The sequence below is a fragment of the Azospirillum sp. A29 genome (assembly GCF_042604625.1).
Classification (GTDB): domain Bacteria; phylum Pseudomonadota; class Alphaproteobacteria; order Azospirillales; family Azospirillaceae; genus Azospirillum; species Azospirillum palustre.
Genome location: NZ_CP170460.1, coordinates 688,842 through 709,980 on the forward strand (window position 1 = coordinate 688,842; position 21,139 = coordinate 709,980).

Below are 21,139 nucleotides of genomic sequence, written 5' to 3' on the forward strand. Positions count from 1 at the left end.
CAGGTTGTCCCACTTGCTCGCGGTTCGGCGGGCGGACTGTCGTCGGGCTGAGCTTGCGGGGGTGCAATGGGTCGATGGCTGCAATAAGCTATTGTGATTGTTCGGTAAAATTCATGAAAAGGGAATTGGCCAGGGGAGCCGCCGCGCGCTTTCCCGAGAATCCTCGCCGTGCATCCCCCTCACCCTGACCCTCTCCCCAGGGAGAGGGGATTCGGTTCCATTCGGTCCCATTTGCCCGCGGTTGGGCGGTCCGCCGCATGCCCGGCGGCCCGGCTTGTGTCCTGAATGCTCGCGTTTGGCGTCCGCCATGTCCGGGGCTGTCCCATTTGCCCGCGCTTCGTCGCCGCGGCACGGTGGAATCGGTGGAATCGGCGAACCCGAGTCTGTGTCCCGAATGCCCGCGCTTCGTCGTTCCGCCCGCGATTCGCGCTGGGCGGGACCAATCGGTCGATGTTGGCCGGGGGCGCTCCGGTCCAACCGCGGGCATTCGGGACACAGGCGCGGCCTGTTCCTACACAAACGCGGCCAAATGGGACACAGGCTTCGGGCTTCAATCCTCTCCGCCGGTTGCCTCCGTCCGACACGAGCCCCTATCGTGGCCTGTGGCGAGGAGGGATGAGGCATGAGCAAGGCGAACGCGGTCCAGCTGACTCTGTTCGAGATGGAGGACCGCAGTCAGTCCCATATGATCGCGCTTTACGACACGGCACCGCGATTCGTGTTCGTGTCGAAAGGCCGGGGGACCGAGCCGGAGCTGCCGGCCGCCAACGCGTTCGTCCAGTCGGTCCACAAGGAGTTTCCCTTCAAGGACGCCCTGTTCTCGCTGACCTTGCAGCCCGCCCGCATCTACCGCCCGGCCAAGCCCGGCCCCGGCGAGGATCCGGCGGAAAAGCGCATGGTCGAGTATGAGGTGTTCCCGTCGGAGCGCGAGCAGATCGTCGAGCAGGTGGTGCGCCGCCTCGCCATGGACCGCTCGCGCCTGTCGCTGATGGGCGACAAGCAGGACCGCGTGCGCGTGCATTTCTCGCTCTACGAGATCCGGCGGGAATTGCGCGCGGTCAACCGCACCATGGACACGGCCGAGATCCGCGAGGCGCTGGAGATCCTCGCCCGTACCCGGATGATCATCAGCAAGATGCCGGAGAACGGCCGCAAATCGGCGCGGCCGGTGCTGGAATCCTCGGTCTTCCCCACCCTCTACATCCGTCCGCGCACCGGCGAAGGCGGCGAGGAGGACGAGAACGACACCTATCTGGAGTTCAACGCACTGGTCGCCTCGGCCATCCGCAACCTGGAATTCAAGCCGATCTCCTATCAGTGGATCATGCGGCTGAAGAGTCCGGTGGCGCGCTGGCTCTACAACCGCCTGTCCATCGAATATGGCGACCTCGACCTCAGCCGCCTGCCCGACGGCGTTCACGATGTGCCGCCGATGACGCTGTCGGCCGACGACATCATCAACAACAGCGGCATGAACGAGTGGAGCCGGCGGCGCGACACGCTGCGCACCGTGACCTCCGCCGTCGAATCGCTGGTCGAGGAGGGAATCCTCGATCAGGTCGAGAAGACGGTGTCCAAGGATGGCCGGCGCATCAACGACATCGAATACATCATGATGCCGAGCCAGAAATTCCTCGATCAGGTCCGCCGCGGCAACGTCGTCCAGGAGGCGAACGCCGCCACCTTCCGCACCATCGCCGGCAGCGACGAACGACCGAAGGAGTTCCTGCCGATCTCCCCCGGCCAGAGCGTCGAACTGCGCCGCCGCCGCGGCGCTCTGCTGGGTGCGCGCAGCGGCCAAGGCGAGGGCTGACACTGTCGAGCGTAAAGCCTGACGCATCAGGCTTTACGCTTGCCCTCAATCGCCGGCCGCTTGCCGTCCTCTTCAAGTGACCAGAAACGATTGAGCAGTTACTGGCAAGTCGCCTGATATTTCGGCGTGGTCGTGCCGATGTTGAGGGCATAAGCGTGGCAGGTTTTGGTCCACTTGTTGTCTTTGTAGATTCTGACGGTAATGTGATAATAGGTCTGATCGAGCGTCGTGCTGCCGCCCTTGTGCCACCATTTGGTAATGCCAAGGTCGGTCTTCGCGATGCTGTTGTAGCCATTCTTGAGCGACTCGTCCGCCGATTGCTGCAGCGCCATTTGGACGGTGATCGTTGTATCGGGCGCGGTCAGCGCCAATTGCGTCGCCGTGATCGGAGTATAATTATCGCAGTTGGTTTCGGAGGCGCAGACATAAGTCGCCGCCGACGCCGCGGTTGCGAACAGACCCGACAGGCCGACGGCAAAAGCGAACGCCAGAACAAACCGTTTTTTCATCGCTGAATCCTCCTGCACGTGACCGGGGAGCATGGACGCGCGCACTCGCCCGTGAGGTTGGATTGAATGCGCGTATGAGGATGACGTTAATTGCGCATCAGGTTGTTCTCAAGAGAAAGATACATTTTTTAGGACATAATAATGAGATACATACAAGTATAAGTATGTCACACCTTGCGAGGGTGGCGCGAACCAGGGCGCGCCATGTGTGGGGTGCCGGTCATCCTCAAGCGTCGGCACATGGCCGGCCGACATCTGCTCTAATCGCCTCCCCCCGGCGGACAACCGTCGGCGGGCATGCACTTGGGAGATGAGCGATGCAGATGTCCGATGGACGCAGCGAAAAGGAAAAGATGCTGGCTGGCGATCTCTATGACGCCTCGGCCCCGGAAATCCAGGCGGATCAGGCCGCCGCCAAGGAGTGGATGGTCCGCTACAACGCCGCGCTCGCCCTGCCGTCCGGCGACCGGCGCACGCTGCTGCTGGAGCGGCTCGCCGCAGTGGGCGAGGGAGCGGTCATCCGCCCGCCCTTCCATTGCGACTACGGTTACAACATCAGCCTAGGCGCCGGGGTGTTCCTCAACTTCAACTGCGTCATCCTGGACGTCGTCGCGGTGACCATCGGCGACAAGACGCAGATCGGGCCGGGCGTCCAGATCCTGACCGCCGACCACCCGCGCGATTTCGCCACCCGCGAGGCCGGGCTGGAGTTCGGGCGGCCCATCCACATCGGTCGCAATGTCTGGATCGGCGGCGCTGCGCTGATCCTGCCGGGCGTCACCATCGGCGACGACGCCATCGTCGGTGCCGGAAGCGTGGTGACGCGCGACGTGCCGGCCGGCGCCACGGTGATGGGAAACCCGGCCAGGGTGCGTTGATCCGCCTTTCGCTTTTTCCTGAAATCCCGCTCATGGGGTGCGGCCACGACCGGTGGTGGCACCCCGTTCCGGTGGCGGATGCCGCGGCCGGGTTCGGAACCTCCCCGCCCGATGCGGATCCGAAGATTACGGAGTAATCCTCCCTTTGCCGCAAAACGGGAAACGCCCTCTACGGGATGGTTGTTTTTCTTTGGTTGTCACTTAAAATAAAACGATCCCGAGAGATCGGTAAGATAACAAATATTTCGAAACAATCGACGGCGTAAAACATCGCCGCATGTCTTTCAAAAGTCCCGAATTCGATCTGCTGGCGAGGCGGGTTTTGAGGGATTTTGTCTGGGAGGATGCCACATGCGCGAGACGCAGCCCCGTTTTCTGCGCCGTTTCCTATCCCACGGCGATTTTCTGCATCGCCGCCGCGGACGGGAGGCCGGGCAGTCCTTGCTCCCAGGCTCAGGCAGCGTCCGCCCCTGCTTTGCCGTGCTGACGGTTCTGGCGCTGCCGATGCAACTTGATGGGGTGACCGGGCGGCTCGACGGCTGTTGCCTGCTGGCGGCCGGGGAAGCGCCGGGCGAGGATGGCGGGGCCGACAGCACGCTCGACTCCTGGCTTGTCGTGCGCGAGAAGCCGCCTGCCAACGCCCGGCAGGTCGACACCGTCGCCACCCACACGACGGTGCTGCCGAAATCCGCCGAGGCGGCGACCGACTGGCGGCTGATGCCCTTCGTCGCCGCCCAGACATCGGGCGGCGTGCCGGGGCAGCCGATCCCGCTGTCCATCGCCGTCACCTCTCCCTACGGCCAGCCGAACCCGCAGTACGAGGCGGTCACCTATGTAGTGATCGACAATTTGCCGGAGGGAGCCAGCCTGTCGCGGGGCCAGCGGAGCGGCGACGGGGCCTGGAAGGTGCCGCAGGAGGAGTTGTCGGACCTGACTTTGAGCGTGCCGCCGGAAACCGCCGCTCCGCTGACGCTGCACATCACGGCGGTGACCGATCATGGCGGCGGCGTGGTCGCCAGACAGGCGGTGACGCTGGCGGTGCCGATTGCCGAAGCTGTTGCGGTCGCCGATGCAGCCGCCAACCCTCCGGCGCAGGGGGGCTCGTCGCAGGGAGGCCCGGCGCAGGTCGTGGAGGCGGCGGTAAAGTCGGACATGGCGGAACCGGCGGTGTCCGGAAGCTCCTCCCCGCCTGTACCGCCGGAGCCGCAGCAAAGCGAACCGGAGGTCGTCGAGGCACCGGCCAGTCTGCCCGCCGACCCACCGGCAATCCCGGTGCCGGAGCAGCAAGCCGCTTCCGTCGCTCCGCCGGCCGACCCGCCGGCCGAGGCCCCGGCAGCCGTTCAGCCGCCGCCGGAGCCCCCAGCTGCCCCCCCGCCGGCCACCGTCGCCCTCGCCGCCGTTCCGGCGGTGACCGCTCCTCCGCCGGAGCCGCCGCGGGCGGAGAAGCGGGAGGAGGTGGTGCACAAACCGGCCAAGCTGCCGTCCAGCATTCCGGAGGCGGCGCTGATGAAGCGGGGCGACGACCTGTTCGCCCACGGCGATCTGGCGGGCGCGCGGCTCTATTACCAGATGGTCGCCGAAACCGGCAATGCGAAGGCGGCCTTCGCGCTCGGCCGGACCCACGACCCGCTGGTGCATGAGCGGCTGCATGTCCGCGGCTTGGCCCCCGATCCGGAGCAGGCCGCCGCATGGTACCGGCGGGCGGTCGCCGCCGGCAGCGGGGATGCCGAACAGCAACTGAAGAAACTGACCGACTGGCTCGCCGGAAAATCGCGATAGTTGGGGGCCAGATAGCCGGGCGCAGCCATCGAGGGGGGAAAAAGCATCATGAAGGCATCGTTGGTCCGTTTGCTGGCGCTTGGCCGCATGCTTGCGGTGGGAGCCTGCATCGCCGGCGGAGTGCTCGGCCTCGCCGGCACGGCGTCGGCCGCCGATCCGCGCGGCGTCAATGCCAACAGCGGCACCGTCGGCATCGTGTCGGGCGGGGTCGAGGGCACCTATGTGCGCATCGCCGCCGATCTGGCGTCGGTGCTGGACGACGGCGACACGCTGCGCGTCCTCCCGATGCTGGGCAAGGGCTCGGTCCAGAACCTGAAGGACGTCGTGCTGCTGAAGGGGATCGATGTCGGCATCGTGCAGTCCGACGTGCTGGCCTATGCCAAGCGCGAACGGCTCCTGCCCAACCTCGACCGGCGCATCAAATACATCGCCAAGCTCTACAACGAGGAACTGCACATCCTCGCCGGGCCCGACGTGACGCGGATCGAGGATCTGGCCGGCCGCAAGGTCAATGTCGACGTCCAGGGAAGCGGGACCTCGATGACCGCCTCGCTGGTCTTCGACATGCTGGGCATCCGGGTGGAGCCGCAGGCGAACGACCAGGCGCTGGCTTTGGAAAAGCTGCGCAAGGGGGAGATCGCGGCGATGGCCTATGTCGCCGGCAAGCCGACCCGGCTGTTCCGCGACCTGAAGGCCGGGGACGGGCTGCATTTCCTGTCGATCCCGATGAGCGCCGCGCTGCTCGACACCTATCTGCCCTCGCGCCTGACCAGCGCCGACTATGACGGGCTGATCGCGCCCGGCGATCAGGTCGACACCGTGGCGGTCGGCGCGGTGATGGCGGTCTATGGCTGGGAGCGCGACCTGGAACGGCACCGCAAGGTCGCCCGCTTCGTCGATGCCTTCTTCAGCAAGTTCGACGAGTTCCTGAAGCCGCCGCGCCATCCGAAATGGAAGGAGGTCAATCTGGCCGCCGACGTGCCCGGTTGGACCCGCTTCGAGCCGGCCGAGCAATGGCTGCGTCAGGCGTCGGCGGCGAAGGAGCCGCAGACCGCCGCCGCCAGGAAGGAGGAGTTCCGCAGCTTCGTCGAGCAGCGCGGGGTGCCGCCCCAGCAGGCGGAGAAGCTGTTCGAGCAGTTCCTGCTGTGGCAGGCGCGCTCGCCGCAATAGGAGGCGATTGGGCGCCTTCCAGCACTTCGGTGGAAGGCGCCCGGAGATCAGGCCGCCGCCCCCGGTCCGGGAACGGCGCCGGGCGGGCATTTGCCGAGGATGATCATGCCCAGCACCTCGTCCTGGGTCACGTCGGAGACGCGGGCGGTGCCGACCAGCTTGCCGTTCTTCATCACATGGATGCGGTCGGCCAGATCGAACACGTCGTGGATGTCGTGGGAGATCAGGAAGATGCCGATCCCCTCCTGCTTCAACTGCTTCACCAGCTCGCCGACCTGCCGGGTCTCGGCGGGGCCCAACGCTGCGGTCGGTTCGTCCATGATCAGGACGCGGGCGTCGAAATGGATGGCTCGGGCGATGGCGACCGACTGGCGCTGGCCGCCGGACAGCGCCTTCACCGGCTCCTTGAAGCGGCGGAAATGGGGGTTGAGGCGGCCCATCACCTTGCGCGCCTCCGCCTCCATCGCGTGGTCGTCCAGCGTGCCCCAGGCGGTCAGCTTCTCCCGCCCGAGGAAGATGTTGGCGGCGGCATCGACATTGTCGGCCAGCGCCAGCGTCTGGTAGATCGTTTCGATGCCGCAGCGCTTGGCGTCGCGCGGGCTGGCGATGTGGACCGGCTCGCCGTTGACCCGGATCTCGCCATGGTCGGCGGCGTAGGCGCCGGACAGGATCTTGATCAGGGTCGATTTGCCGGCGCCGTTGTGGCCGAGAAGCCCGACCACCTCGCCGGGATAGAGGTCGATGCTGACGCCGTCCACCGCCTTGATGCCGCCGAAGGCGATGGAGACGTCGCGCATCTCCACCAGCGGGGCTGCCGCCAACTGCGGGACAGCCGAGGCAAGAGCGGTCATTTGAGCCCCCTGCGATAGAGCGTGTCGACATAGACCGCGGCGACCAGGACGAGGCCGACGACGATGTTCTGCATCGGCGCGTCCACCCCCAGCAGCACCATGCCGGATTGCAGCGACTGCATCACCATGGCCCCCAGCATCGCCCCCAGGATGGTGCCGACGCCGCCGGCCATCGAGGTGCCGCCGATGATCGCCGCGGCGATGACATACAGCTCGTCCAGCGTGCCGTTGGCGTTGGTGGCGGCGTTCAGCCGGGCGGTGGCGATGCAGGCGGACAGGCCGCACAGCGCCCCCATCAGCCCGAACACCATCACCATCACCCGGCGGGTGTTGATGCCCGACAGCTCCGCCGCCTCCGGATTGCCGCCGATGGCGAAGACATAGCGGCCGAAGCGGGTGCGCCGCGACAGGAAGGTCATCGCCACCCCCACCGCCACGGCGATCAGCACCGGGATGGCGAAGCCGTGGGCGACGAAGGGCAGCGCGCCGTCGGTGGACAGCCCCTGCGCCTCCATCATCCGGCGCACCACCGGGACGGGAAGCGGATAGGCGTTGACCACCAGCACGGCGCCGACGATGGCGGCGGCGACCAGCAGGATCACCACCCCTTCCGCCCACAGCGGCCGGACGGGAAAGCCGAAGCCGGCCCGGCGCCGCCGCGTCACCAGGATGGCGGCGACCGAGAGCAGGACGGCGGCGATGCCGACCATCCAGCTCGGCCCGGCGCCGATGGCGCCCTCGAAGCCGCCCCCCAGCCGTTTGAACAGGCCGTCCATCGGCGCCACCGTCTGGCCGGTGGTCACCCACCACGCCGCCCCGCGCCAGACCAGCAGACCGCCCAGCGTGACGATGAAGGACGACACGCCGAGATAGGCGATGACGGCGCCCTGCACCGCCCCGACCGCCCCGCCGACGGCAACCGCCGCCAGCACCGCAACCACCCAGGTCAGCGGATTGTCGAAGCCCCAGATTTCCGGCAGGATGCGGGCCTGGAGCACGCCGACCACCATGCCAGTGAAGCCCAGGATGGAGCCCACCGACAGGTCGATGTTGCGGGTGACGATGACCAGTACCATGCCCGTCGCCATCACGCCGACGGACGCGGTCTGCACCGACAGGTTCCACAGGTTGCGCGGGGTCAGGAAGGCGCCGCCGGTCAGGATGTCGAAGCCGATCCAGACGATGGCCAGCGCCCCGATCATCCCGACCATGCGGGTGTCCAGCTCCAGCGCGCGCAGGGCGTCGCCGATGCCGGCCCGCCGTCCGGCCGGCGCTTCCGAGGAAGGCGCCGGAGACAGCGTGGTGGACGGCTCCGCCATCAGTTGCAGGCCTTGACGCTGCCGGGCTTCACACCCTGGCAGACCACGTCCTTGGTCACCCAGCCGGCGTCGATCACCTGGCCGAGGTTGTCCTTGGTGATGGCGATCGGGGTGAGGAACAGCGAGGTCATCTTCTGCTTCTTCGGACCGCCATCGAAGGTCGTGGCGCCGGAGATGTCGGTCATCTTCTTGCCGCCGGCCAGATCCATGGCGATCTCGGCGGCGCGGCGTCCGAGTTCGCGGGCGTCCTTCCACACCGACACCGTCTGGGTGCCGAGCGCGATGCGGTTCAGCGCCGCCTTGTCGCCGTCCTGGCCCGACACCGGCACGGTCCCGGCCAGCCCCTGCGCCGCCAGTGCCGCGACCGCGCCGCCGGCGGTGCCGTCGTTGGAGGCGACCACGGCATCGACCTTGTTGCCGTTCTTGGTCAGGATCTGCTCCATGTTCTGCTGGGCGATGGCCGGCAGCCACTTGTCGGTGTAGGCCTCGCCGACATTCTTGACGTCGCCGCGGTCGATGGCGGCCTTCAGCACCTCCATCTGGCCGGCGAACAGGAAGTCGGCGTTGGGATCGGTGGAACTGCCCTTGATGAAGGCGTAGTTGCCCTTCGGCTTCATCGCGAAGACGCTGCGCGCCTGGAGCCGGCCGACCTCCTTGTTGTCGAAGGTGATGTAGAAGGCCGACGGGATTTCGATCAGCCGGTCATAGCCGACGACCGGGATGCCCTCCGCCGCCGCCTTCTCCACCGCCGGGCGGATGGCGTCGCTGTCCTGCGCCAGGATGATCAGCGCGTTGGCGCCGCGGGAGATCAGCGATTCGATGTCCGACAGCTGCTTGGCCGGCGAGGACTGGGCGTCGGCCGACAGGTACTTGCCGCCGGCCTTCTCGATCACGGCCTTGATCGCCGCCTCGTCGGTCTTCCAGCGCTCCTCCTGGAAGTTGGACCAGGACACGCCGACGGTGGTGCCGGCGGCGAGTGCGGCCGTCGAGGTCATGGTGGTGGCGGCGGCCAGCGTCAGGAACAGGCCGGCGGCGGTCGCGGTGAGGCGGTGCTTCATCGTGTTTCCTCCTTATGTGGCCGTCCGGTCGCGGCGGCCTTGTTGATCGACGAGAAGTCTCCCAAATCCCCCTCTCCCCCCCGGGGAGAGGGTCGGGGTGAGGGGGATGCGAAGCGTGGATTTGGTGGAGAGCGGGACGTGCGGGATTCTTGAAGATCCTTGCCGCGCGACCCCCTCACCCTAACCCTCTCCCCAGGGGGGAGAGGGGACTTGGTCCGGTGATTGTTGTAGGTATCCCCGCTCAGACGTAGCGGTTGACGACGTTCTCCAGATATTCCTGCCGGCCGGAGCGCGGCTGGGGGTTGAGGCCCGAGGTCAGCGCCCGTTCGGCCAGCGTGGCGAGATCGCGCTTGCCGGACAGGATCGCCTGTCCCTCCGCACCGTCCCAGCCGGCGTAGCGCTCGGCCAGCGGCTTGGTCAGGGCGCCGTCCTCCAGCATTTGCGCTGCTTGCAGCAGGGCACGGGCGCAACTGTCGATGCCGCCGATGTGGCCGTGCAGCAGGTCGGCGGGGTCGAGCGACTGGCGGCGGATCTTGGCGTCGAAATTCAGGCCGCCGGTGGTGAAGCCGCCGCCCTTCAGGATGTCGTGCATGACCACCGTCAGCTCGCCGATGTCGTTGGCGAACTGGTCGGTGTCCCAGCCCAGCAGCGCGTCGCCGCGGTTCATGTCGAGCGAGCCGAAGATGCCGAGCGCCAGCGCCAACCCCACCTCGTGCTGGAAGCTGTGGCCGGCGAGGATGGCGTGGTTCTGCTCGATGTTCACCCGCACGTCGGCCAGCAGGTCGTAGCGTTCCAGGAAGCCGTAGACGGTGGCGACGTCGAAGTCGTACTGGTGCTTCGTCGGCTCGCGCGGCTTCGGCTCGATCAGGATCGGGCCGTCGAAGCCGATCCTGTGCTTGTGCTCCACCACCATCGCCAGGAAGCGGCCCATCTGGTCCAGCTCGCGCTTCAGGTCGGTGTTCAGCAGCGTCTCATAGCCCTCGCGGCCGCCCCACATGACGTAGTTGGCGCCGCCCAGCGCGTGGGTGGCCTCCAGCGCCGCGCGCACCTGCCCGCAGGCATAGAGGAAGACGTCCGGGTCCGGGTTGGTCGCCGCACCGGCCATGTAGCGGCGGTTGGAGAATAGGTTGGCGGTGCCCCACAGCAGCCGGACCTTGGCGGTCTCCATCTTCGCCGCGAACAGTTCGGTGATGGCCTTCAGATTGTCGACGCTCTCGACCAGCGTTGAGCCCTCCGGCGCGGCGTCGAGGTCGTGGAAGCAGAAGAAGGGGATGTCGAGCAGGCGGAACATCTCGAAGGCGACATCGGCCTTGGCGCGGGCCGCCGCCATCGGGTCCTGGCCGGGGCGCATCCATGGGCGCTGGAAGGTCTCGCCGCCGAACGGGTCGCCGCCCGGCCAGCAGAAGCTGTGCCAATAGCAGGCGGCGAGCCGCAGATGGTCCTCCATCCGCTTGCCCAGAACCACGCGGTCCTTGTCGTACCAGCGGTAGGACAGCGGGTCGCGGCTGTCCGGTCCGCGATAGGCCACCGGGGACAGGTCGCCGAAGAAAGAGGCGGTGCTCAAGACGCGAACTCCTTGGCAAGGGGGTAGAGCCGGCGCCAGCGCAGCCAGGCCTGGCTGTACGCCTCGGCGCGGGCCGGATCGGGGGTGAAGGTCTCAAGACGGCGGGGCTTGCGGCAGACGGTGGCGGGCGCCTCCCCGGTCGCCGCCATGCGGCCGAGATGGGCGGCACCCAGCGCCGCCCCGACCTCGCCGTCCTCGATGCGGTGGATGGTGACGCCGAGCGCGTCGGCGCAGATGCGCGCCCACAGCCCGGAGCGGGAGCCGCCGCCGGCAAGGTCGAAGACCGTCGGGGCGCCCTCCCCCAGGGCGACGAGATTGTCGCGGGCGGCGAAGGCGACGCCTTCCAGCACCGCCTGGACCATCGCGTCGCGCGTGGTCTCCGCCGACAGGCCGGCGAACAGGCCGCGCACGGTGGCGTCGTTGTGGGGAGTGCGCTCGCCCGACAGATAGGGCAGGAAGGCGACCGGCGAGGGGCCGTCCACCGCGTCGCCGAGCGGGGCCAGCAGCGCTGCCTCCGGCGCGCCGAGGGTGGAGGCGGCCCAGGCCAGCGAGGCGGCGGACGACAGCATGACGCCCATCTGATGCCAGACGCCGGGCAGCGCGTGGCAGAAGGCATGGACCGCCATCGCCGGGTTGGGCAGGAAGCGGTCGGTCGTCCGCCACACCACGCCGGAGGTGCCGAGGCTGAGGAAACCGTCGCCCGGCGCGATGGCGCCGAGCCCGACGGCGCTGGCGGCGCAATCCCCTGCCCCGCCCGCCACCACCGGCGGATTTCGCATTCCCCAGCGGCGGGCCAGTTCGGGCGACAGCCGGGCGACGGCGTCGGAGCCTTCCGCCAGATCGGGCATGTGGGCGCGGGTCATCCGGGTGGCGGCGAGCAGATCGTCCGACCAGTCGCGCTTTGCCACGTCGAGCCACAGCGTGCCGGAGGCGTCCGACATCTCCTCCACCATCGCGCCGGTGAAGCGCCAGCGGACATAGGCCTTGGGCAGCAGCACCTTGGCCAGCGCCGCGAACACCTCCGGCTCCTCCTCCGCCACCCACAGCAGCTTGGGCGCGGTGAAGCCGGGCATAGCGATGTTGCCGCTGAGGGTACGCAGCGTCGGGAGCGTTTCCTCCAGGGTCGCGCATTGGCGGTGGGAGCGGCCGTCGTTCCACAGGATGGCGGGGCGCAGCACCCGGTTGTCGGCGCCCAGCAACACCGCGCCATGCATCTGGCCGGAGAAGCCGATGCCGAGCACCCCGGCGAGTGCCTCCGGCTGGCGGTCTGCCAGCTCGTCCACCGCGGCGACGGCGGCGGCGACCCAATCCTCCGGTTCCTGCTCCGACCACAGGGGATGCGGGCGCGAGACGGTGCAGGGGCGGGACGCGCTGCCGGCGACGGCCCCGTCGGCGTCGGTCAGAACCGCCTTGACGCTCGAGGTGCCGATGTCGATCCCGAGAAACATGACTGTCGACCTTTTCTGTTGCCCGTCAGGGCGATTTTCGACTGCCCCGTCAGGGCAGGTTGTCGCGCAGGATGACCTGGACCCTGATGTGTTCCTGCGCCGCGACGATCTCCTGGCCCGTGACCAGGGCGTGGAGCACCCGGCCCATCGAGCGCACCTCGTGCCCCGGATCCTGGGCGACCAGGGCGGCGAAGCTGCCGTCCAGCAGCATGCGACGGGTGGCCGGCGTCAGCTCGTGCCCGACGCAGAGGATCTTGCGGGCGAGACCGGCCTCGGCCAGCGCCTCGCCGATGCCGACCGAGCCCTCGCCGGTGTTGTAGATCGCCACCAGATCTGGCGTGTCGGCCAGCATGCGGCGGACCAGATCGCGGTTGCGGTCGGGATCGTCGCGGCCCTCCACCGGGGTCAGGAGGGTCAAATGGGGATATTCCTCCGCCAGCACCTGCCCGAAGCCGAAGCGCCGTTCGGCATGGTCGCGCAGGCTGCCCGACCCGGTGACGATGCCGACGGAGCCGCCAGCCTCTCCAGCGCGCGGGGGACCGAGGAAGCGGCCGACCAGCGATCCGGCGGTGCGGCCGGCGGCGATGTTGTCGATGCCGACATAATGCTGGCGCCGCGACGACGGTGCGTCCGACACCAGCGTCACCACCGCCATACCGCCCTGGACCAGATCGTCGATGGCGGCGCGGATGCGGGGATGGTCGAGCGCCACCAGCGCCACCCCGTCGACGCGGCCCGGCAGGGCGGCCAGCTGCGTCGCCAGGGTGTCGGCGTCGAACACGTCGGCCTCGACGATCTCCACCCCGATGCGGCGGGCGCGGAACCAGCCGGCCTGGGCGCGGATGTTGTCGGCGATGTCCATCATGAAGCGGTTGCCGCCGCCGGGCAGGATCACGGCGAAGCGCCAGGACCGCGCCCGCGCCAGCTCCGCCGCCGCCGCCAGCGGACGGAAGCCCAGCCGCTGCACCGCGTCCTGCACTTTGCGCGCGGTCTTGTCGCTGACGCCGGGCCGCCCGTTGACCACCCGGTCGGCGGTCGCAAGGCTGACGCCGGCCGCAGCCGCCACATCGCGCAGGGTCAGGGGTCCGTCGCTGGTTTGATTGTTCATGCCGCGAACATATTCCTGCGTTTTGAGGTGCGCAACTCAAATCTTGAGCTTCAGCTTGTGCTCTGCCATTTGGCGGACGGATGCGGCGCCGGGCCAGTTCGCACATGCGGAATTTCAGGTGCGTACATCAGAGTACCGCGGGGCGGTGTGCTCATAAGGCTTAGGAGACGCGAATCGCTCTCCCCGGCCGGTGGCGGCATTACTCCCCCTGGGGCTTGTTACCTACGATTGCGCTCAAGACCGGGGGACTCCCGGCACTTTAGGCTTGCTCCTCCCTCGTGCCACAGCCAGCAGGGTGGAATGCCGCAGCTGAGAACCCATCAGCAACTGGTCAGCGCCATCGCCAACGCCATCGGCCAGCAGCAGACGGAGGTTCGCGACGTTCTGGCGGCGGTGACGCCCGGCGGGGGGAAATCTCTGTTGCCGGTGATCATGGCGGCGGCGCTGCACAAGGCCGGGCGGATCGACCGGGTCTGCTGGATCGTGCCGCGCGACAGCCTGCGCCAGCAGGCGGAGGAGGCCTTCGTCGATCCGCGCTGGCGCGAGGTGTTGGGACACAACCTTGCCCTGCGCGCCGCGGAGAACGGGCGCGACCTCTGCCGCGGCCTGCAGGGCTACGTCACGACCTATCAGGCGGTGGCCGCAGCGCCGGACCTGCATCTGCAGGAGTTCCGCCGCCACCGCTATCTGCTGGCGGTGGACGAGCTGCATCATCTGCCGGCGGTGTTCGATACCGACCGCATGGCAGCGGTGGAGGAGGAAACCGCCTGGAGCCGGTCGATCCTGCCGCTGCTGGAAAATGCGTCCGCCCGTCTGCTGATGAGCGGGACGCTGGAGCGCGCTGACGGCCGGCCGATCCTGTGGCTGCCCTACCGTGCGCCGCAGGGAACGCGCAAGGTGCGGGAGGTCGATTTCAAGGCGCCGGGCTGGGCGGTGGTCGGCTATTCGCGGCGGCAGGCGCTGGCGGAGAAGGCGATCCTGCCGGTGACCTTCGGCGCGATGGACGGGACGGCCTCCTGGCTGGATGCGGAGCGGACCAACCGCTGGGTCGATTCCCTGTCGAAGGCGGGGGAGAACACGCGCGACGCCCTGTTCACGGCGCTGCGCACCGGCTTCGCCCAGGCGATGCTGCGCGAGGCCTACCGCTCCTGCCGGGAACATCGGGCGAAGCGGCGGGCGGAGATGAAACTGCCGGCGGGCCGCGACGATGCGGGGCTGGGCAAGCTGCTGGTGATCGCCCCCGACCAGGGGACGGCGCGCTTCTATCTGGAGACGCTGCAAGGCTGGATGCCGAAGGCGCAGGCCGGCCGCATGGCGCGGCTCGCCATTTCCGAGTGCCGCGACGCGCAGGAGGTGGTCGCCGCGTTTCGCCTGCGCCCCGAACCGGCGGTGCTGGTGTCCGTCGCCATGGCCTATGAGGGGCTGGACGCCCCGTCGATCACCCATGTCGCCTGCCTGACGCACATCCGCTCCCGCCCCTGGCTGGAGCAGGCCATCGCGCGGGCGACGCGGGTGGACCCGCATGGCGGCCCCTACGACCGGCAGCGGGCGCTGATCTACCACCCCTCCGACGCGCTGTTCGAACAGTTCCGCACCATGGTGGAGACCCAGCAGGGCACCCGCGCCATGGTGAAGACCCGCCGGCCGCAGCAGGAGCTTCCCTTCGAACGGTCGGCGGAGCGCGAGCCGGAGATCATCCCGCTGGAATCCAACGCCACGGCGCTGAGCTTCGCGGTGGTGGCGCCGGGGCCGGATTTCGGCACGCAGGGGAGGGATCCGGGGGAGCTGCCGCTGACACCGAGTGCGGCGGAGCATCACCTGCGCCAGCGCATCGGCCAGCTGGTCGCGGCCCAGGTGATCGAGGACGAGGACAACAACCTCGTCGCCGAGGGGCCGACCGGCTACCACATCTACAATGCCGTGCTGAAGCGGCTGATGAAGAAGGCGCGCTCCGAAATGACGCTGTCGGAGCTGGAGGCGGCGGTCGGCTGGCTGGAGCGCAACCGGCTGTCGGACCACCGGCACCTGATCGTCGACGATCCGCAGTTCACATGGTCCACCCGGCGACGGGGGTCGCACCGGGCGGGTCGGCCGGGCTATGGGATGCAGGCTTCCCGCGGCGCCGACGGGGTCCCCTCTCCCCCCCGGGGAGAGGGTTAGGGTGAGGGGGATATCGGGAGGGAGAGCGGACAGCGCCCCTCCAGCAGGTCGCGCTCGCGGGTCAGCGCGTCGGCCATGAAGTCGAGGAAGGCGCGGACGCGGCCCATGTGGCGCAGATCCTCGTGGGTCAGCAGCCAGAGCTTGGCATCGGCCTCCGCTACCGGCTCGCCGATGCGGCGGAAGGCGGGGTCGCGGTCGACCACGCCGCAGGGCAGCAGCCCGAGTCCGATGCCGGCCCGCACCGCCTCCACCGCACCCGCAACCGAATTGACGCGGTAGCGGACCGAGCCCGCCGGGACCGTCCGCTTCATCCAGTCGGCGAGGTTGGTGTGGTCGAAGGATTCGTCCAGCCCGACCCAGGGGTGGCGGTCGAGATCGCCGCCGGTGCCCGCCTCTTCCAGATAGCCGGCGCCGCCATAGACGGCGAAGGCGAGGCCGGATACCGCGCGGCCGACCAGATTCTCCGGCGGGCTGGTGGTGGCGCGGATCGCCACGTCGGCCTCGCGCCGGGTCAGGCTGAGCGAGGCCTCCGCCGCCACCAGATCGACCCGCAGGTCGGGGTGGCGGCGGCGGAAGGCGGCGATGTGGCGCGGCAGGACATAGAGCGTCAGGATGTCGACGGTGGTCACGCGCAGGCTGCCGCTGATCCGGGTGTCGCGGCCGGACAGCAGGCGGTTGGCGGCGGCCAGATCCTCCTCCATCTTCTGCGCCACCCGATGCATCTCGTCACCTGCCGCGGTCAGCGCATAGCCGCCGGGCAGCTTGTCGAACAGGCGCGCGCCCATCGCCTGCTCCAGCGCCGTCACCCGGCGCAGAACCGTGCTGTGGTTCACGCCCAGGACGCGCGCCGCCGCCGATAGCGACCCATACCGCGCCACCGCCAGCAGATAGCGAAAATCATCCCAATTGCTGCTACCTATCATTTATTCCCGCTCATTTATGCATATGCTTTTTGCAAATCTCCCGAATTTGCGCTTACCAGAGCACAGGTTAGGGTCCCGGCCAAGCGCAACCTGCGCCATCCTACCGAGACCCGGCTTTCCCCCATGTCCGAGCTGCTTCAAGACCCCTTCGTCCAATCCAGCGTGCTGCCGTTGCTGGTCAGCCTGATCCTGGTCGGCGCGCTGCACCTGCTGCGCCGCCCGCTGGCGGCGGCCGGCATCGCCGCCGGCTTCCTGGTCGTCTTCGCGATGGTGATCGGCCTTCCGGCCCTGCCGCCGCCGTCGAGCATGGGCAAGCTGTTCTGGGCATCCGCCGCCGGACTGCTGATCGGCGTGGTCGCCGATGTGGCCGGTGTCCGCGGCCGGGTCGCTTCGGCGGTGCTGGCGGTCTGGCTGGCCGCGTCGCTGCTGTGGATCGCCCTGCCCGCGCTCGACTCCGCGCCGGCGATCGTCAGCTTCGCCGTCCTGCTCGGCACGGCGGCGTGGGTCGCTTTTGGTCGCGGTTCGCAGACGCATGGCGGCGAGAGCCCGACGGCGCCGGCCGCCTCGCTGCTGGCCCTGGCCTTGGCCGTCGGCGGTACCGCGCTGATCGGTTCCTCGGCTTCCATCGCCCAGATGGCGCTGGCGCTGGCGGCGTCGGCCGGCGGTTTCCTGCTGTGGAACTGGCCGGTGGAGCGCCATGGCTGGGGCCTGTCGGGCCGGGTCGCCACCGGCATCGCCGTCCTGCTGGCCGCCGTGCTGGCCCTGTTCACCCAGACCCAGGCCGCGGTGCTGCTGCTGGCGCTGCCCGCCCTGTTCGCCGGCCATGTGCGCCGCTTTCTTCCCCAGGGCGACGGTCTGATCGGCCGCGCCGCTACGTCGGCCGCCGTCACGGTGGTCGCGGTCCTTCCGGCGCTGGTCGCCATCGGCGCGGCCTTCGCGCTGAGCGGCGGCGAAGCGTCGCCCTACTGATCCTCCCCTTATCCTTCCAATCGAATCCGCTTTCGGAGTTGCGTTCATGAAGAAGACCCTGTTTGCCGCCGCCCTGTTCGCCGCGACCGCCGTCGGCGCCGTTTCCCCTGCCTTCGCCGCCCCGGTCAACTACAAGATCGATCCGGCGCACACGGCCGTCGCCTTCATCGTCAACCATGTCGGCTTCTCCAACGTGATCGGCCGCTTCAACACGGTCGGCGGCGACATCAGCTTCGACAAGGACGCCGTCGAGAAGAGCACGGTCAGTGTCACCATCGACACCACCAGCGTCGACACCAACCACGCCAAGCGTGACGAACACCTGCGTTCGCCGGACTTCTTCAATGCGAAGGAGTTCCCGAAGATGAGCTTCAAGAGCACGAAGATCGAGAAGACCGGCGACAAGACCGGCAAGCTGCACGGTGACCTGACCATGCTGGGCGTGACCAAGCCGGTCGTGCTGGACGTCACCTTCAACAAGGACGGCGTCAGCCCGGCCAGCAAGCTGGAAACCGCCGGCTTCTCCGCCCGCGGCACGGTCAAGCGCACCGAGTTCGGCATGAAGTACGGCGCCCCGGCCATCGGCGACGACATCCAGCTGCTGATCGAGATCGAAGCGGTCAAGTCCTGATCGCCGGCAGTCTTCGACTGTTGCAGAGTAAGAGGGGCCGGTTCGCCGGCCCCTTCGCATATGTGCAAGATGGACAGGAGGAACCGCGATGCCGCAGCTTGTGAACGGTGTTTGGGAAAAGGGCGACATCGCGGCCAGCGAGATCAAGGGCGGCGCCTTCCACCGCGAGCCGACCCGCTTCCGCGACTGGATCACGCCGGACGGCGAGCCGGATGCCGAGGGGAATGCGACAGTGCCGGCGGTGGCCGGGCGCTATCACCTCTATGTCTCCTATCTGTGCCCCTGGGCCTCGCGCACGCTGATCTTTCGCGCGCTGAAGGGGCTGGAGGGGGTGATCGGCATGTCCGCCGCCGAGCCGGTGCTGGGCGAGGACGGCTGGGTCTATGGCGAGGAGCAGGACGGCGGACCACGCGTCGGCCGCTTCCGCCATCACTACAGCCTCTACACGGCGAGCGATCCGACCTACACCGGCAAGGTGTCGGTGCCGGTGCTGTGGGACCGGCAGGAAGGCCGCATCGTCAACAACGAGTCGGCGGACATCATCCGCATCCTGAACAGCGCCTTCGATGGGCTGACCGGCAACCGGCTGGACCTCTATCCCGAGCCGCTGCGGCCGGAGATCGACCGCTGGAACGAGCTGGTCTATACGACCGTCAACAACGGCGTGTACCGCTGCGGCTTCGCCAAGTCGCAGGCCAGCTACGACGAGGCGTTCGACGCGCTGTTCGCCACGCTCGACCGGTTGGAGGAGCGGCTGTCGGTCAGCCGCTATCTGGCGGGCGAGCATCTGACCGAGGCCGACTGGCGCCTGTTCGTGACGCTGGTGCGCTTCGACGCCGCCTATCACGGCGCCTTCAAGTGCAACCTGCGGCGGATCGAGGATTATCCGAACCTGTCGGCCTATCTGCGCGAGCTGTACCAGTGGCCGGGCATCCGCGAGACGGTGAAGATCGACCATATCAAGACCGGCTACTACACCAACCCGGCGATCAACCCGACGCTGATCGTGCCGAAGGGGCCGGCGCTCGATTTCGAGCGCAGCCACGACCGCGACCGGTTGCCGGGCAAGGGCATCTGGCAGCGGGCGTGACACGGCAACGGCAGGAAGGGTGGTTTCCATGAGCAGCACAGCAGACGGTTCCGACGATGTCCTGAGTCTGGCCCCGGCCTCCGGCGTGGCGCGGCGGCTGGTCATCCTGCTGCACGGTGTCGGGTCGTCGGGCGCCGACTTGATGCCGCTGGCCCAGGCATGGCGGGGGGCGCTGCCCGACACCGCCTTCGTGGCGCCCGACGCGCCGCAGCCCTTCGACATGGGCAACAGGCATCAGTGGTTCAGCATCGCCGGTGTGACGGAGGAGAACCGTCCCGCCCGCGTCGCCGCCGCCCTGCCCGTCCTGGCCGGGCTGATCGAGGCCGAACGGGGACGGGTTGGCGTCGCTCCCGCCGACGTGGCGCTGGTCGGCTTCAGCCAGGGCAGCATCATGGCGCTGCATCTCGCCATGACCGATCCGGAGCGCTGCGGCGCGGTCGTCGCCTTCGCCGGCCGCATCGCGGCGCCGGTGGCGACACCGGACGGATCGGGACGGCGTCCCCCGATTCTGATGGTCGGCGGTGCGGCGGACAGCATCATGCCGCCCGCCGTGGTGCAGGCCGCCGCCACGCATTTCCGCTCCGCCGGCTTTGCGGTGGAGGAGCATCTGCTGCGCGGCGTTCCCCACACCATCACCGCCGCCGGTGCGCAGCTCGGCCTAGATTTCCTGCAACGCGTCCTGCCGTCGGCGTGACCGCCGCGGCCGGGTGAGCAGAACCCCGGCGGTCAGCAGCTGGCCGAGGGTCCAGAAGACCGCCGCGGCGGTCAGCAGCGTCATCGACGGCCACCCGACCGCCGTCAGGCGGAGAACCGCGGCGGCGGCCATGAACCCGACGGCGACGGTCGCGGGGGGTGGGAACCGCTCCGGCTCCGCCTCGCGTTGCAGGGTGGTGCGGATCATCATGGCGCTGGCGAGGATGCCGAGCGCGCCGACCCCCAGCATGTGCCAGCCGGCGGCGGGCGGCAGATCGAGCAGCGGCGTGCCGGCGGTCAGCAGCCAGCCGGCGCCGAGGCAGAGATAGCCCAGATGCAGGCTGGCGATCTCCGGCCGGCGCAGCAGCAGATGGGGCTTCCAGCGGGCGAGCCGCAGCAGCGCGCTCGCTCCGGCCATCGCGGCCCCGGCGGCCCCGGCGAGGGGCAGCAGGCCGCTGGCGGCCGACAGCAGGCAGAGGGCGGCCCCGGCGATGCCCATCGCCTCCAGCCTCGGCTGGACCCGGTGCGCGAGGGTGACGCCCTGGCGGCGCAGGGCTCCGGCGGTGGCGGCGGGGATGACGCGCCCGCCCATGGTCAGCAGCAGCGTGGCGATCAGCAGCAGGGCGACGGGCTGGCCGCTGGCGGGGACAAAGCCAAGTTCCGACGCCCAGAACAGTGCCTCGGCACCGAGAAAGGCGCCGATCAGCGGGCCGAACACCGCGTTGTGGCCGCTGCGGCTGGTGCGCAGGAAGGGCAGGCCGGCGACGACGAACAGCAGCAGCGGATAGGCGAAGCAGAGCGGCAGGGCCAGCAGCGGCGGCAGCCCCAGCAGCAAAGCCAGCCGGCCGGCGAGCCAGGACAGGAGGGCCACCGCCACCATCGGACGCGACAGCCGGGTCATCAGGAAGCCGCCGACCACCGCCAGCGCATAGCCCAGCGTCATCTCGTGCGCATGCACGGCCGGCGACCAGCCCGTCGGCAGCAGGCCGCCGACCTGCGCCAGCCACAGCGGGACGGCGAGCGCCGCATAGAGGGCCGCCGCCGGGTACATCGGCCGATGGGCGCTGGTGATGGCGTTGGTGATGGGGGTGGGCATGGTGGGGGCCTTCGCTGGGATGCTGCGGGCATTCTGGCGCCATGCTGGATTTCGCGCTTTGACCCGCAACAAAGTCGTGC

The 21,139-nt window shown here is 68.8% G+C and carries 18 protein-coding genes; 9 read left to right on the plus strand and 9 right to left on the minus strand.

Translation table 11 applies throughout. The features are described 5' to 3' along the window. The first annotated feature begins 622 nt into the window (after positions 1–622). Positions 623–1,813, plus strand: a complete 1,191-nt coding sequence (locus ABNQ38_RS03040; RefSeq protein WP_377805630.1) for a plasmid replication protein — start codon at positions 623–625, stop codon at positions 1,811–1,813. A 98-nt stretch (positions 1,814–1,911) separates the two neighbouring features. Here ABNQ38_RS03040 and ABNQ38_RS03045 read toward each other — a convergent pair whose 3' ends face one another. Then, positions 1,912–2,322: a hypothetical protein gene (locus tag ABNQ38_RS03045; protein ID WP_377805631.1), complete on the minus strand. Its 411-nt coding sequence runs from the start codon at positions 2,320–2,322 to the stop codon at positions 1,912–1,914. A gap of 323 nt (positions 2,323–2,645) precedes the next feature. Here ABNQ38_RS03045 and ABNQ38_RS03050 point away from each other — a divergent pair, with 323 nt between their 5' ends. The 3 genes from ABNQ38_RS03050 (at position 2,646) to ABNQ38_RS03060 (ending at position 6,149) form a co-directional block, all read left to right on the plus strand. After that, positions 2,646–3,200 (plus strand): sugar O-acetyltransferase, encoded by a 555-nt coding sequence (locus ABNQ38_RS03050; protein ID WP_377806214.1) that lies wholly within the window; start codon positions 2,646–2,648, stop codon positions 3,198–3,200. A gap of 441 nt (positions 3,201–3,641) precedes the next feature. After that, positions 3,642–4,979 carry a hypothetical protein gene (locus ABNQ38_RS03055; protein ID WP_377805632.1) on the plus strand — a complete coding sequence of 446 codons (1,338 nt, stop codon included), beginning with the start codon at positions 3,642–3,644 and terminating at the stop codon, positions 4,977–4,979. Between the two features lie 48 nt (positions 4,980–5,027). Next, positions 5,028–6,149: a TAXI family TRAP transporter solute-binding subunit gene (locus ABNQ38_RS03060; RefSeq protein ID WP_377805633.1), complete on the plus strand. Its 1,122-nt coding sequence runs from the start codon at positions 5,028–5,030 to the stop codon at positions 6,147–6,149. Positions 6,150–6,196: 47 nt separating this feature from the next. On the opposite strand, the gene ABNQ38_RS03065 is transcribed toward ABNQ38_RS03060, so the two are convergent. From ABNQ38_RS03065 to ABNQ38_RS03090, 6 genes are all read right to left on the minus strand, one after another. After that, the gene (locus ABNQ38_RS03065; RefSeq protein WP_377805634.1) at positions 6,197–7,000 is read right to left on the minus strand and encodes an ATP-binding cassette domain-containing protein; all 804 of its coding nucleotides are present in this window, start codon (positions 6,998–7,000) and stop codon (positions 6,197–6,199) included. Beyond that, positions 6,997–8,319: a sugar ABC transporter permease gene (locus tag ABNQ38_RS03070; protein ID WP_377805635.1), complete on the minus strand. Its 1,323-nt coding sequence runs from the start codon at positions 8,317–8,319 to the stop codon at positions 6,997–6,999. Before ABNQ38_RS03070 ends, ABNQ38_RS03065 begins: the two co-directional genes overlap by 4 nt. After that, a complete protein-coding gene (gene xylF / locus ABNQ38_RS03075; RefSeq protein ID WP_377805636.1) occupies positions 8,319–9,377 on the minus strand; it encodes a D-xylose ABC transporter substrate-binding protein in 1,059 nt (352 codons plus the stop codon). The genes ABNQ38_RS03070 and xylF overlap by 1 nt, the downstream gene beginning before the upstream one ends. 241 nt (positions 9,378–9,618) lie before the next feature. Continuing rightward, entirely contained in the window at positions 9,619–10,941 is a 1,323-nt protein-coding gene (xylA, locus tag ABNQ38_RS03080) for a xylose isomerase (protein ID WP_377805637.1), read from the minus strand. After that, on the minus strand, positions 10,938–12,389 hold the full coding sequence (xylB, locus tag ABNQ38_RS03085; RefSeq protein WP_377805638.1) for a xylulokinase: 1,452 nt from the start codon (positions 12,387–12,389) through the stop codon (positions 10,938–10,940). The genes xylA and xylB overlap by 4 nt, the downstream gene beginning before the upstream one ends. Before the next feature lie 49 nt (positions 12,390–12,438). Then, positions 12,439–13,497 (minus strand): LacI family DNA-binding transcriptional regulator, encoded by a 1,059-nt coding sequence (locus ABNQ38_RS03090; RefSeq protein WP_377805639.1) that lies wholly within the window; start codon positions 13,495–13,497, stop codon positions 12,439–12,441. A gap of 300 nt (positions 13,498–13,797) precedes the next feature. Here ABNQ38_RS03090 and ABNQ38_RS03095 point away from each other — a divergent pair, with 300 nt between their 5' ends. Beyond that, entirely contained in the window at positions 13,798–15,657 is a 1,860-nt protein-coding gene (locus tag ABNQ38_RS03095; protein ID WP_377805640.1) for a DEAD/DEAH box helicase, read from the plus strand. Here the strand turns inward: ABNQ38_RS03095 and ABNQ38_RS03100 are convergent. After that, positions 15,654–16,580 carry a LysR family transcriptional regulator gene (locus tag ABNQ38_RS03100; RefSeq protein WP_377805642.1) on the minus strand — a complete coding sequence of 309 codons (927 nt, stop codon included), beginning with the start codon at positions 16,578–16,580 and terminating at the stop codon, positions 15,654–15,656. The genes ABNQ38_RS03095 and ABNQ38_RS03100 overlap by 4 nt on opposite strands. Before the next feature lie 123 nt (positions 16,581–16,703). On the opposite strand from ABNQ38_RS03100, the gene ABNQ38_RS03105 reads away from it, so the two are divergent. The 4 genes from ABNQ38_RS03105 (at position 16,704) to ABNQ38_RS03120 (ending at position 19,964) form a co-directional block, all read left to right on the plus strand. Next, complete coding sequence (locus ABNQ38_RS03105) at positions 16,704–17,549, plus strand: hypothetical protein (RefSeq protein ID WP_377805644.1); 846 nt, start codon at positions 16,704–16,706, stop codon at positions 17,547–17,549. A 46-nt stretch (positions 17,550–17,595) separates the two neighbouring features. Further along, positions 17,596–18,180 (plus strand): YceI family protein, encoded by a 585-nt coding sequence (locus ABNQ38_RS03110; protein ID WP_377805646.1) that lies wholly within the window; start codon positions 17,596–17,598, stop codon positions 18,178–18,180. 88 nt (positions 18,181–18,268) lie between these two features. After that, entirely contained in the window at positions 18,269–19,270 is a 1,002-nt protein-coding gene (locus tag ABNQ38_RS03115) for a glutathione S-transferase family protein (RefSeq protein WP_377805647.1), read from the plus strand. A gap of 28 nt (positions 19,271–19,298) precedes the next feature. Further along, positions 19,299–19,964: an alpha/beta hydrolase gene (locus ABNQ38_RS03120; RefSeq protein WP_377805648.1), complete on the plus strand. Its 666-nt coding sequence runs from the start codon at positions 19,299–19,301 to the stop codon at positions 19,962–19,964. Here the strand turns inward: ABNQ38_RS03120 and ABNQ38_RS03125 are convergent. After that, positions 19,929–21,059, minus strand: coding sequence for an NnrS family protein (locus tag ABNQ38_RS03125; RefSeq protein WP_377805649.1), 1,131 nt, complete (start codon positions 21,057–21,059; stop codon positions 19,929–19,931). The genes ABNQ38_RS03120 and ABNQ38_RS03125 overlap by 36 nt on opposite strands. Positions 21,060–21,139: the final 80 nt, after the last annotated feature.